The sequence below is a fragment of the Paenibacillus sp. BK720 genome (genome assembly GCF_011761545.1).
Taxonomy (GTDB): Bacteria; Bacillota; Bacilli; order Paenibacillales; family Paenibacillaceae; genus Pristimantibacillus.
Genome location: NZ_JAASRQ010000004.1, coordinates 393,177 through 405,705, shown reverse-complemented (window position 1 = coordinate 405,705; position 12,529 = coordinate 393,177). Strand labels below are relative to the sequence as shown.

The following is a 12,529-nucleotide window of genomic DNA, read 5'->3' as shown; positions in this document are numbered from 1 at the left end:
ATTGATTTATGAATGGGACTCGCTTAGACTTGGGTCTTACAGGCGGCTGACTGTCAAATTTGGCAGAGAGAGATAATAAAGCCAGCCGGATATAAACGGGAGGAATGGATTGTGAGAAGTAAACTAATCGGGCTCGTCATGCTCGCGCTCTTTATGGCGATTGTCGCGGGATGCGGTCAAAATAATAAGCCGGACAAGCAGGACGATCAGGCGGCAAACGAAGGGAAAGCCGGACAGGAAGTGAACCTCAAGGTAGCGGTCCTAATCCCGCCGATGAGCGAGATTCTGGAGCTGGTGAAGCCGCTCTTGAAGCAGGATGGCATTAACCTGGAGATTGTAACGCTGTCGGACAACGTACAGCCGAACACGGCGCTTCAGCATAAAGAAGTAGACGCGAATTTTTTCCAGCACGTACCCTACATGAACGATTTCAACGCAACCAACAAGGCGAATCTGGTACCGGTCAAAGCGATCTATAATGCGGTATACGGCGGCTACTCGAAAAAATATAAAAAAATCGAGGATCTTCCCGACGGCGCAACGATCGCGATTGCAAACGACCCGTCCAATATCGGACGTTCGCTTGTCATGATGGAGAAAAACGGCCTGCTCAAGCTGAAAGAAGGCGTTGGCATCAAGGCCACTCAAGCCGACATCGTCGATAACCCGCATAAGTTTAAGTTCAAGGAAGTGGATCTGCTGATGCTGGCCCGCGTCATCGATGACGTCGACATGGTGCTCATGACGCCGGCTTACGCGAAGCCGCTTGGTCTGACTCCCAAGAAGGACGCATTAATCAAAGAAGGCAGCGAATCCGACTTCGTGATTACCTTGGTCGCTCGCGAGGACAACGTAAACTCCCCGGCGATTCAGAAGCTGGCAGAGCGGATGACCGGCCCGGAGGTAAAAAAGTTCCTCGAGGACAATTACAGCGATATCGCGCTTCCGGCGTTTTAAATATTGAAAAGGCAGCCCTAAAAATGGGCTGCCTCTTTTGTGTTATAGCCTACGGCATTGCACTATTTACAGCATAAGGATGCTGTTAAACCCATTAGCCGGCGATATCCTGCACAGAATGCAGGATATGAAGGCAAAAGCGACCAATAAAGGCCTATTCAGTGAAATATCCTGCACTTCGTGCAATCTAGAAGTGAAGTTAGTCTTCCGGTTACATAACCAGAGAGAGACTAATTAAACTCTTTTCAAAAACTCCACGATCGTCAGCAGCCCTTTGTCGAAGTTCTCGAGGTTGAAATGCTCGTTGGGAGCATGAAGATTCTCGTCCGGCAGGCCAAAGCCCATCATGATCACAGGCGCCGACAGCTGGCGGGAGAAGGTCTCGACAATCGGGATCGAACCGCCGTCTTTCGTAAACAATGCGCGTGTGCCGTATACGGCTTCATAGGCGTCGGCCGCCGTTTGCAGAAGCGGGATCGACGGATCCATATCGAAGGCGCGAGCTTTTTCGCCCGGCTTCACGGTTAACGTAACTCCGGCTTGCACGTTTGCATGAAGATGCGCGATGATGGCATCCAGAATGCGCTGAGGATCCTGCTGGCCAACCAGGCGGCAGGTAATCTTCGCATGCGCTTCCTTCGGAATAACCGTCTTGGTGCCTTCGCCTTGGAAGCCGCCCCATACGCCGTTCAGCTCCAGCGTTGGACGGGCGCCCGTGCGCTCTACGAACGTAAAACCTTCTTCTCCGTACAGCGTGCTTAGTCCAAGCGTTTTCTTCAGCTGCTCTTCATTGAATTGCTGTTTTTCGAACTCTTCATGAAGGGCTGCCGTCAGTTCGGGAACTCCTTCGTAGAAGCCTTCCACCGTAATGCGGCCATGCTTGTCATGAAGCGAAGCGAGCAGTTCAACCATGGCATGAAGCGCGTTGGGAACGCCGCCGCCGTAGGTACCCGAGTGCAGGTCCGTGTTCGAAGCGTTAATGGTCAACTCAAGCGAGCAAAGACCGCGCAGACCGGTAGAGATGGCCGGTTTGCCTTTCTCAATAAGGGAAGTATCCGAGATCAGCACGGCATCGGTTGCGAGCAGCTCTTGCTTCTCGTTCAAGAAGGTCAGCAGGTTAGGGCTTGAAATCTCTTCTTCGCCTTCAATGCAGAACTTCACGTTAACCGGGAGCTGCTGTTCCTGCTTGAGCAAGGCTTCAACGGCTTTGATATGCAGGAACACCTGACCTTTATCGTCCGTAGCCCCGCGAGCGTACAGCTTGCCGCCCCGTTCCGTCGGTTCGAACGGCGGCGTCTCCCACAGATGAAGCGGATCGACCGGCTGTACGTCATAGTGGCCGTAGACCAGGACCGTTGGTTTGCCCGGCGCATGAAGATGATCGGCATATACAATCGGATGCCCGGCCGTCTGATGAATCTTCACGTTCTCAAGGCCAGCTGACGCAAGCTTGCCTGCTACCCACTCGGCAGCCTTGATCATGTCCTGCTTATGCTCAGACAGCGCCGAAATGCTTGGAATTCTCAAAAATTCTTTAAGCTCCTCCAGCTGCTGCTCTCTACGTTCCGAAAAATACGTTTCATAACTCATACGTTTTATGTACCTCCCAAAAAGAAATTATCACGCAAACATCTCCGTAACCGCTAGACTATTAAAGCCTAACCCAAGTATACGCTTCCGGGCAGGCAAAAAAAAGGCAGCCCCGCCCAAAGGACGGAAGCTGCAGTCTTACGCTATTTATGAAGCATGTGGAACACCTGCTCCACGTCTTTATCGCCTCGGCCGGACAGATTGATAATAATGATCTCGTCCTTGTTCATCGTTGGAGCGAGCTTTTTCGCGTGGGCAACCGCATGGGCGCTCTCAAGCGCAGGGATAATGCCTTCCGTGCGGGACAGCTCCTGGAACGCTGCCAGAACTTCCTCGTTGCTTACCGTAACGTATTCCGCGCGGCCGCTGACCTTCAGATGGCTGTGCTCCGGTCCGATACCCGGATAATCGAGGCCTGCCGCGATAGAGTACGTTTTTCTTGGATTGCCCTCCTCATCAAGCAGCACAAGGCATTTGAAGCCGTGGATGATGCCAGGTACGCCTTCGGTCAAGGTTGGCGCTTGATCCGGTTCAACGCCGATCAGGCGTACGGATGGCTCGTCGATGTAGTGGGCGAAAGCGCCAATCGCGTTGCTGCCGCCGCCGGCGCAGGCGATCACGGCATCCGGAAGACGGCCTTCTTTGGCCAGAATCTGACGCTTCGACTCTTCGCTGATGATCGATTGGAAGTGCTTGACCATGGTTGGGAATGGATGCGGGCCTACGGCCGAACCCAGAAGGTAGAAGGTGTTCTTATAGTTGGCTACCAGATCGTTCAGCGCTTCGTCAACGGCATCCTTCAGGTGGCCTTGCCCTTTGTCTACCGGTACGACGGTAGCGCCAAGGAGCTCCATCCGGAATACGTTAAGCGCCTGACGGCGCGTGTCCTCCGCGCCCATATAGATGACGCAGTCCATATTAAACATCGCGCAAGCCGTTGCCGTTGCAACGCCGTGCTGGCCGGCACCGGTCTCGGCAATGACGCGCTTGGCGCCCATTCGTTTGGCGAGCAGGATCTGGCCGACTACGTTATTGATTTTGTGAGCGCCGGTATGATTCAAGTCCTCGCGCTTCAGGTAGATTTTTGCGCCGCCCCAGGCGTTCGTCAGCTGCTCGGCGTAAGTCAGCGGATTTTCGCGGCCGACATATTCCTTCAAATAGTAGTCCAATTCTTCCTTAAATTCCGGATCATCCTTGAACTTGTTGAATTGCGCGCTTAAGTAGTCCAATACTTCCTTCAGCTCAGGCGGGACAAAGCTGCCGCCAAATTCTCCAAAATACCCTTCAGCTACTTGTTCTTGACTCATCTCCGAAAGCGCCTCCAATACTAGAGTTAGTCTCCCAATTCAAACCATATCGTAGCATAAAAAATGACAAATTTCTTGTTAAAAATAGGAAGGAGATAGATTGCGTTGTTCATTCGGCGTTCACATTATTTTACAATTAATCGTTGCGTTTTAGAGTAATTATGATTACGATATAAAGTAAGGAGGTGCTAAAAAATGGAGGAAGAGTTACAGCTTAACGTTCCGCTATTGCGCCGCCGCGTACCCAACCTTACCTCTGCGGCACGGACAGCTGGTCTTCGGGCAGCAACCGTCTCCAATCTCTGTACGGGGAAAATTCCCGTTGGCCGCGCGGAGGTCCGCACTTTGGTTGCTTTAGCCGCATTGGCAGGATGCAGTCTTGATGAACTTATTATTAGAGGGAGCGGGATGAGGATGATCGAAACCGGAATCAAAGCGCTGGATTTGCTCGCACCGGTGGTGCGGGGAGGAACGGTTGGTTTTGTGGCCCGGCCCAATATGGGGCAGCTTGTGCTGCTGGCCGAGTTTATGCAGCGGATGAACAAACGGGGATATACGACCATTTTCTGGGATCCGGGTACCGATGCTCCGGGAATCAATCATGTCAAAGAACAATCCGAATACGTGCTTGCAACTAGAGATGACCTATACAAACAGATCGTTAAGCTTCGCGAGGAGAAGGATGTTTTGCTGGGCGTTGACCGCAGCACCGTATTAAGCGGTGAGCTTTTTTCGCTCAAGGAGAGCTTGAAGGAAGCGGGAGCAAGACCGATCACGGTCGCATTGGTGGATATGGCTTGCGCCGTTGCCGATGAATCGGCTGCCGAAGCTTACGGACCGCTCGATACGTTATGGAGATTCGATTCGGATTTAATCAGCCGCGGCATTTATCCCGCCATCGATCCTATCACCTCCACCTCGACTATTTCGGAGAGCAATTATTTGGATGCGGCGCATCTTGCGTTGCAGCAACGCGCGCGCAAGATGCTTCGGCGTTATAGAGAGCTGAGATTGATAGTAACCACGCATGGACTTGATAAGATAGCGGAGTCAGATGCCCAGTTATACAAAAGGGGAGAGAGACTGGAGTCTTATCTGGCCCAGCCGTTTTTTGTCTCAGAGCCCTATACGAATACGGCCGGCGAATGGCTTTCCCTTTACGAAACGCTGGAGGACGTGAAGCGGATCCTGGACGGCGAGCTGGATGGGACGGAGGCATCCGAGCTGTTTTTCAAAGGGCGGATTGAGGTTAGAAGCTAGTATATAGAAGAAAGAGGCTGAAACGATGAGTCTTACCGGTATGAATCCAATTTTGATGACGATTCCCGAGAGCTTTGAAAGCGAGCGTCTTATCATTCGCGCCCCTTTATACGGAGACGGGGCGGCGGTAAATGAGGCAATAATTGAAAGCATCGAAGGGCTGCGTCCGTGGATGCCTTGGGCGAACAAAATTCCTACGATAGAAGAGTCCGAGATTAATGTAAGACAGTCCAGGCTTGAGTTTTTGGAACGAACCGACCTTCGCCTTCTTCTCTTTCATAAAGAGACAGGTCGATTAGTCGGCAGCAGCGGACTGCACCGTATCGATTGGCAGGCACGTAATTTCGAAACCGGCTATTGGGTAAGGACATCTTATGAAGGGCAAGGTTACATTACGGAGGCGGTTGAGGCGATTACGAATTTCGCGATTCAGGAACTGGAGGCTAACCGGATTGAGATTCGTTGCGATGCACGCAATATACGGAGTGCAAATGTAGCCGAACGGTCAGGGTTTACGCTTGAAGGAATTTTACGCAGCGAGAAACGCGCTGCCGACGGTTCGCTGCGGGATACAATGATTTATTCCAAGGTTCGGGGAGTTGAGTTTTAGGTAAAAGTGTCTAGCACACAAGAACAGCGAGGACATAGTTCAGCTGAAGCAGCCGCGAGGCTGCTTTTTTTGCGTCTGCTGAATCAATGAATTGCGGCCATGGGCCTACGAAGCAAATGGTATAATCTTCTAGAATAATGAGAGTTTGGAGAGGAGTGGAAGGAATATAATGAAATTCCGGAGATTGGCTTATTTGTTCGCATGCGGTACCTTATTGCTCTCGGGAGGTTTCACGGTACAAAGCAATAACGCATTTGCGGCCGAGACGGCAACGCAAGAATCAGGTGTCAACCATGCGCCAACCGCAACAGCGGCTAGCGAAACGATGATGGAAGATACTACATTGGAAGGCCGTGTGACCGGAACTGACCCGGACGGTGATCCCTTAACGTTTGCATTGGCAAGAGGTCCGGCACACGGGTCTGTTGAAATTAACCCGGATGGTACTTACACCTACAAACCGGCGCCGGATTATAGCGGCAGCGATAATTTTTATTTCAAAGCCGATGACGGTACTACAAAATCTACCGCAGCGACGGTTACGATTACAATAACCAATGTTAATGATACGCCGTGGATAAATCCTAAGTCTTATACTACGCTTGAAGATTTAAGCATAATCGCCAAGCTGATCGGATTTGATAAGGATGCGGGAGATCCTTTGACCTATTCCATACCGGCAGCCCCCGTTAATGGCGCTCTATCTATTAACAGTTCTACAGGCGAATTCGTTTATACGCCAAATCCGGGATACAGCGGTACGGATAGCTTTATTGTCATCGTTTATGACGGAGAGTCATACTCCGCACCTGCGACCATTACGATTACGGTAACCCCCTTAAACGATGCGCCGGCAGCAAAACCTGCAGAGGCGGAAGTGAATCAGGAGACTGTACTCAGCAGCGTGCTAAATGGAACGGATCCTGATGGAGATGATCTAACGTTTATTCAAATATCAGCCCCAACGCACGGCACTCTATTCATAAATGCCTCAACGGGCGCTTTTACCTACACGCCTGAAGCTGGCTATATCGGCATGGACAGCTTCGCATTTGCGGTAAGCGATGGAACCAGTACGTCGGCGCCCGCAACGGTAACGATCAAGGTTAATCCTGCGAATCATGCGCCAACGGCAATTGCAGCAAGCGGAGTAACCAAGAAGGGCAAAGCTTTAAGAGGCACGTTAAGCGGAACGGATGAGGACGCCGGAACAACGCTGTCTTTTGCCATAGCAACACAGCCGGAACATGGCAAGGTAAAGCTTGACGCGGCATCAGGGGCTTACAAGTACAAGCCGTCAGCCGGTTTTACAGGTACGGACAGCTTTACCTTCACGGTAAGTGACGGGACGCTTACATCGGCACCAGCAGTAGTCAGCATTACGGTAGAACCAAAGAATACAAAGGTTCACGGCAAAGAGGGTAACAACAAATAAGGTTTTCATTATTATAATAAGGCACAAAAAACAGCGGTGGTCCGAATAGACCGCCGCTGTTTTTTTATTTTGCCGGAGGAATGCTTTGAGGGTTGTTAAACACGTTTTGTGGATCGTATTTGGCCTTAACTCTGCGCAGTCTCGCGTAGTTTTTGCCATAATAGACCGGGCCGGAGCATTTAATGCCTTGGTCAGGCACGTTGATATAAGAGCCTACGATAAACGGCTGCAGCTTCTTCCTCGTATTGCGAGCCAGGGCAATATTTTTAGCCGCATGGGACGGTTTTACCCATGAGCTGTTCCATTCCACGTAATATTGCGGATCACGCCAATAGAAGGCGGTAGCTCGAGGCGCAATTTTTCTAATCGCTCCTCCCCAGTTAAGGAAGTAGAAGCCGGCCGGCGTTCCGCCCTCGGCCTTTTCCAGGAACTCGCGCATATATTTAAAAGCCTTGTCCGGGAACGGACGTCTGCCGAAGCCGCTGGAGAACTGGTTGCTGAACTTTTGAGGAAGGATGGGATCCGGAGCCAGCAAAAACTTGGTTGCTTGCGGCCAGGGAAGAGACCGGATGTCCTTCTTGGTTGTCGTTCCGACACTTAAGATAGGCTGTAAAAATTTAAGGGCTTTCTTTTTGCAGCCCAGATAGACCCCCAGCATGCTGACATTTCCGCCTTTTTTCGGACCGACGGATAATTCGCTGCCCAGCTTGGTGCTGGTGAAAGGAGCCCATCTCTGCCAGGCTTTGACGACTTCCTCGAACTGCTCCCATGGCCAGGTGATGCTGAATACGGTTGCCCGAACCGGAGCGCGTCTCACTTTGAATTTATATTTGGTATATACCCCGAAATTGCCGCCACCGCCGCCTTGTGAAGCCCAGAGCAGATCGGCATTGCGTTTCTTGCTTGCGCGGATGACTCTGCCCTTGGCATCGACCATTTCCAGAGCAAGCAGGTTGTCGCTGATAAGTCCGGTCGTACGCTGCAACGGACCAATCCCGCCTCCCGGGGTAATTCCGCCGATGCCGACAGAAGGGCTGTCGCCAAATGGCGCCATGTAGCCTTGCCGCGCAAGCGTATCTACGATTCTTCCGACGCGGTTACCGGTCTCGACAACGGCGGTATTGCTTTTTTTATTCAACGTAATCTTCTTCAGTTCGCTTGTATCGATGACAAGTCAGCCGTTTACTTGTGACAGGTTAGTTTCTAGCGCATGCCTGCCGCTTCTTGGACGAATAGGCACCTTATGCTCCCGTGCCCATTTGATCGCATTTGCTACATCACGCGTTTTTTTCGCAAATACAAATACTTTGGGAAACCGGTCCGTATGTGGATCCCAGTTCTTTCGAGCGGTCTCGTAACCGGGGTCACCCTTGAAAATAACTCGCCCCGTTAGCTGTGTCTTGGCCTTCACGTATCCATCTCCCTATGAGTTAATGGCTATACTTAAAGTTTTAAGTCCATTTTTAGGCAGCTACGCTATAACGTATGAAGCCGACTAACAGCGCGTATAGGCGAACGTATGTAGTATAAGATTAAAAATTCGCAATTCGATAAATTACCCGGGAAATTGACACGAATATGACAATTGAAGCTAGTGTCATTTAATTCTAATTTCAGAAAGAAAAATATGGTAAGATTTCTAAATAAACTTTGTGAGAATAGAAGGGACAATAGGAGGTCTTCACTGTGAAAAAAATAGTGCTCATTTGTTTTTTACTAGTGACGGTTATGCTGCTTATCCTGCAAGGCAACGAATTTGAGGCTCATACCCCTGCCATTCAAGATACAGGTACTTTACGTACTGATAATAAGCTGTATGCTGGAGATGTTGGCTGGGTGTATATGTCATGGCCGATTCCTTCCCAGTACGTAAGCAAACCGCTTATAGGATCCAAAGATCATGTACGGATTGCGAAGTTATTGCAATGGATAGCAGAAGCGAAACAAATCGACGGCAAAGAAATGACGTCACCGCTAATGGAGCGCAGCATGGCTGTCAATATAGAATTCAAGAACCATGATATCCTGCAAATTAGACCCGCATGGCATTGTACAGCCACGAAGCAGGGTAATGGGAACACGGAGACCTCTTGTACCACTGTTCAAAATTCAATTTGGATATCTGATCCCGTTAAAGGAGAATATTTCGCCGAATCCGAAAAGCTTTTTCAGTTTGTATCAAAAGATCATTCCAAATGGCTTCCAGATGTATTACCTTATGAGGTACCTTCCGAGTTGAAATTAGGTTCTCCATTCACCGTTCTTGGACATGGTGCTCGAGCTGATCAGGTTGAGATATCCCTATTAAAGGGAAATCAGGTTATATGGAAGCAGAATGCACCGGTGAATGAGGGAGAGTGGCAAACAGTTGGGGAACTTCCTGGGGACTTGATTGAAGGAGAATATGACTGGAAGATAGGAAATGGAGAGAGCAGCTACGGTGTAGGTGTTCATATAAAAAAATAACAAGTATGATAAACACTCTTTGATCGGTCATCCTTATTCATCTTTTTGTATAATATCCTCATATAGGATGTATTTCATTTAATTGTCCCTGGAGGGATGCAGTTGAGTGCTAATGAGGTGAAGCGAATAAAGTACGCATTTCTTTTCCGGAGAGCAGTAGAGGGTGAACTCTATTATCTAGCTTTTATGTTAGCTGCCTATTATTTGTTTCATAGAGAATTCGACTATTACGACTGTTTTGCCGACGCGGCAATGGGGATCATTTTTGGGAATATGAATTGGCGGGATAAACAGAAGCGAGTTCAAGCCCAAATTGTAAGGTCAGCCTCAGGAAATAATATACAGTGTCCTTGCTGCGGATACTTCACAATCCGCAGCGATGATGAAGTCATCGTAGAAATTTGCGATGTTTGTTTTTGGCAATATGATCTAATAGCGCATGAAAGGCCTCATATAAGCATCGGAGCCAACAAGCTCTCATTAAATGAAGCCGTTAAAAATTATAAAAGGCATGGCGTTTGCAAAGTAAAGAAGAAGCATTTGGTTAGAGAGCCAATCGAAGAGGAATTACCTGAGAATAATGTGTGAGCGAATGAGGGATCGATTACATATCCGTTAATTATTCATTTTTTGGCTTTATATCTGGGGCATTTTTTAATGGCTTTTGAAGTGCGTCCGCAATGGCTGCGATAATACTTGTTGCTAAAACCCCCATTAGACCTAGAGCTATTGGACCTGCTGCATCATCACCTGTGAATTGAGCATGGACCCTTAAATAAACTATTGCTAACAAAATGAAGAAAATGACAGTAAAAGCGCATTTTTTTATTGTCTTCAAAGATTGAAGAGATAACTCAGAGAAAGCATTGTTCTTTTCGATATAGGTTAAAAGTTTAAATACTTGATACAACGCTACAAAAAACGTAATACATATACCATATGCGCATACCAAAAGTGGATAGAGCGAATAATCACCTGGACGCTCTATCGCGTCTCTTATAGCTGCTTCAGGCAACAAAAATATACACACGGCAAGCAGGGCAATTCCAAACAGAATAATAATTACCTTTAAGAAAGTGGTTGAAACTCGTTCAACATTCATTTAAAACACCTCACTTATTTAAGGACAACATGATTTTATCATATGATTTATCGTTTTACAATAAATTAGTGTTGTTTATTATTATTTTATTATTGCTAAAGATTAATCATAAAGTATATGATTCTGTTCAAATTCGGACTTGCGGCATAATCGTTCACAGAGGATATTTAAAAAGAAGTTTACGGAAGTAACAACATCAAGAATAGTCTAAAATGAGGTAACGAAGAATGAAGAATCTAATCTTTTATATTTTCTCATCAGCTTTAACCGTTCTATTGTTTTTTAGAATACAACAATCACAAATACCAGGATTTATATGCGTAATAATCGCATGGGTCGAGGGATTTGCTTTAATTTCGGCGACATTGTTGATTCAAAAGAGTGTGCAGCATAAAGGCAAGCCTTCGGTTACGCTGTATGGCGCTTTGCTTTTGCTTCTCTTAGTGTCATCACTAATATTCATTTCGCCTAATGCGGCAATCACAATCGTACAGATCCTCCTATGCATGGTTTGGATGGCGTATCTCTATACGTTAAGGAGAAAAGTAAAAAAATGAGAAAAACCGGCCGTCCCCTGGACGACCGGCTTCTTTTTACCCTACAACGCCTTCCCGCTTGCGGAAGAAAGACTTGAGGGCGTTATACACTTCGCCTTTCTCGCGAATGACGTAGTACATGAAATGCTGCATATTAATATGCTTATACGCGGACATAAGCGTACTCGAGCGGTTGTACTGGTTCACTTCGCCGTAGCCGAATAAGTTGGAGCGCTTGAGCAGCTCGCCGATCAGCTTGACGCAGCGCTCGTTGTCGCTGGTCAGGTTGTCGCCGTCGGAGAAGTGAAACGGATAGATGTTGTACATGCTTGGCGAGAACCGGCTGTCGATAATCTCGAGCGCCTTGATGTAGGCGGAGGAGCAGATCGTGCCGCCGCTTTCGCCGCGGGTGAAAAATTCTTCTTCGGTCACTTCCTTCGCTTCGGTGTGATGGGCGATGAATACGATTTCGACTTTCTCGTATTGATGCCGCAGGAAGCGGGTCATCCAGAAGAAGAACGAACGGGCTACGTATTTCTCGAAGGAGCCCATGGAGCCTGACGTATCCATCATCGCGAGGATAACGGCATTGGATTGCGGACGCACAATCTCTTCCCAGGTCTTGTAGCGAAGATCATCCGGCGAGATGCCGTGGATGCCCGGCGTACCGGAGGTTGCGTTGCGCCGCAGGTTTTCCATGATCGTTCGCTTCTTGTCGATGTTGGACATGATGCCTTTTTTCCGGATATCGTTGAACCGGATTTCCTTCGTCTCGAGCTGATCCTTATCCTTCTGGCGAAGGAACGGCAGCTCTAATTCCTCGAACAGCATGCTCTCCAGCTCGGCCAAGCTGATCTCCGCTTCGATCACATCCTCGCCGGGCTGATCGCCAGCGCCTTCGCCCTTGCCGGGCCCTTTGGCCGCTTGCGGATCGACGCCTAACACGTCGCCGACCTGGCTGTCTCCGTCTCCTTGACCTACATGTTTATTTTTATTGTAGTTATACACAAATCGGAATTCGTCAAGGCTCCGAATCGGCACTTTGATTACTTGCTTGCCGTCAGACATGACAATGCTTTCTTCGGACACGAGGTCGGGCAAGTTTTGCTTAATGGCTTCCCGGACCTTCTGCTGGTGCCTGGCTTGATCCTGGTAGCCTTTACGATGCAGCGACCAATCCTCCTGAGATACAACAAACAGTCTATCTTCTGCTGAACCCATTTTCGGAGCACCTCCTTGCACAGTTTTTTGGGTTTGTTATTCAAT

Annotated in this window: 10 protein-coding genes and 1 pseudogene; 6 read left to right on the top strand and 5 right to left on the bottom strand. The window is 48.8% G+C overall.

Annotated elements, in window-relative coordinates; all coding sequences use genetic code 11:
- Positions 1–138 precede the first annotated feature (138 nt).
- Positions 139–957: a MetQ/NlpA family ABC transporter substrate-binding protein gene (locus FHT67_RS17340; protein ID WP_167200722.1), complete on the top strand. Its 819-nt coding sequence runs from the start codon at positions 139–141 to the stop codon at positions 955–957.
- A gap of 234 nt (positions 958–1,191) precedes the next feature.
- Here the strand turns inward: FHT67_RS17340 and FHT67_RS17335 are convergent, their stop codons facing one another.
- Together FHT67_RS17335 and trpB are read right to left on the bottom strand one after the other, a co-directional pair.
- The gene (locus FHT67_RS17335) at positions 1,192–2,547 is read right to left on the bottom strand and encodes a dipeptidase (protein WP_132307721.1); all 1,356 of its coding nucleotides are present in this window, start codon (positions 2,545–2,547) and stop codon (positions 1,192–1,194) included.
- 143 nt (positions 2,548–2,690) lie between these two features.
- A complete protein-coding gene (gene trpB, locus FHT67_RS17330) occupies positions 2,691–3,854 on the bottom strand; it encodes a tryptophan synthase subunit beta (RefSeq protein WP_167200257.1) in 1,164 nt (387 codons plus the stop codon).
- Between the two features lie 195 nt (positions 3,855–4,049).
- Here trpB and FHT67_RS17325 point away from each other — a divergent pair, with 195 nt between their 5' ends.
- The 3 genes from FHT67_RS17325 to FHT67_RS17315 all read left to right on the top strand — a co-directional run bounded on the left by FHT67_RS17325 (position 4,050) and on the right by FHT67_RS17315 (position 7,159).
- The gene (locus FHT67_RS17325; protein ID WP_167200254.1) at positions 4,050–5,114 is read left to right on the top strand and encodes an ATP synthase beta subunit C-terminal domain-containing protein; all 1,065 of its coding nucleotides are present in this window, start codon (positions 4,050–4,052) and stop codon (positions 5,112–5,114) included.
- A gap of 40 nt (positions 5,115–5,154) precedes the next feature.
- Positions 5,155–5,724, top strand: coding sequence for a GNAT family N-acetyltransferase (locus tag FHT67_RS17320; protein WP_243867273.1), 570 nt, complete (start codon positions 5,155–5,157; stop codon positions 5,722–5,724).
- Positions 5,725–5,893: 169 nt separating this feature from the next.
- Positions 5,894–7,159, top strand: coding sequence for an Ig-like domain-containing protein (locus FHT67_RS17315; RefSeq protein WP_167200248.1), 1,266 nt, complete (start codon positions 5,894–5,896; stop codon positions 7,157–7,159).
- Between the two features lie 64 nt (positions 7,160–7,223).
- On the opposite strand, the pseudogene FHT67_RS17310 reads toward FHT67_RS17315, so the two are convergent.
- A pseudogene (locus tag FHT67_RS17310) lies at positions 7,224–8,570 on the bottom strand (FAD-binding oxidoreductase).
- Positions 8,571–8,845: 275 nt separating this feature from the next.
- Here FHT67_RS17310 and FHT67_RS17305 point away from each other — a divergent pair.
- Positions 8,846–9,625 (top strand): hypothetical protein, encoded by a 780-nt coding sequence (locus FHT67_RS17305; protein ID WP_167200245.1) that lies wholly within the window; start codon positions 8,846–8,848, stop codon positions 9,623–9,625.
- A 102-nt stretch (positions 9,626–9,727) separates the two neighbouring features.
- Positions 9,728–10,213: a CPCC family cysteine-rich protein gene (locus tag FHT67_RS30080; RefSeq protein ID WP_243867271.1), complete on the top strand. Its 486-nt coding sequence runs from the start codon at positions 9,728–9,730 to the stop codon at positions 10,211–10,213.
- A 31-nt stretch (positions 10,214–10,244) separates the two neighbouring features.
- Here the strand turns inward: FHT67_RS30080 and FHT67_RS17295 are convergent, their stop codons facing one another.
- Complete coding sequence (locus FHT67_RS17295; RefSeq protein WP_167200241.1) at positions 10,245–10,727, bottom strand: DUF2975 domain-containing protein; 483 nt, start codon at positions 10,725–10,727, stop codon at positions 10,245–10,247.
- A gap of 593 nt (positions 10,728–11,320) precedes the next feature.
- On the bottom strand, positions 11,321–12,484 hold the full coding sequence (gene yhbH / locus FHT67_RS17290; RefSeq protein WP_132307705.1) for a sporulation protein YhbH: 1,164 nt from the start codon (positions 12,482–12,484) through the stop codon (positions 11,321–11,323).
- Positions 12,485–12,529: the final 45 nt, after the last annotated feature.

Bases quoted from the DNA above. Each gene is read 5' to 3' on its own strand.
- FHT67_RS17320 (WP_243867273.1), top strand. From the start codon at position 5,155: ATGAATCCAATTTTGATGACGATTCCCGAGAGCTTTGAAAGCGAGCGT.
- FHT67_RS17295 (WP_167200241.1), bottom strand. From the start codon at position 10,727: ATGAATGTTGAACGAGTTTCAACCACTTTCTTAAAGGTAATTATTATT.
- FHT67_RS17335 (WP_132307721.1), bottom strand. From the start codon at position 2,547: ATGAGTTATGAAACGTATTTTTCGGAACGTAGAGAGCAGCAGCTGGAG.
- FHT67_RS17315 (WP_167200248.1), top strand. From the start codon at position 5,894: ATGAAATTCCGGAGATTGGCTTATTTGTTCGCATGCGGTACCTTATTG.
- trpB (WP_167200257.1), bottom strand. From the start codon at position 3,854: ATGAGTCAAGAACAAGTAGCTGAAGGGTATTTTGGAGAATTTGGCGGC.
- yhbH (WP_132307705.1), bottom strand. From the start codon at position 12,484: ATGGGTTCAGCAGAAGATAGACTGTTTGTTGTATCTCAGGAGGATTGG.
- FHT67_RS17325 (WP_167200254.1), top strand. From the start codon at position 4,050: ATGGAGGAAGAGTTACAGCTTAACGTTCCGCTATTGCGCCGCCGCGTA.
- FHT67_RS17340 (WP_167200722.1), top strand. From the start codon at position 139: ATGCTCGCGCTCTTTATGGCGATTGTCGCGGGATGCGGTCAAAATAAT.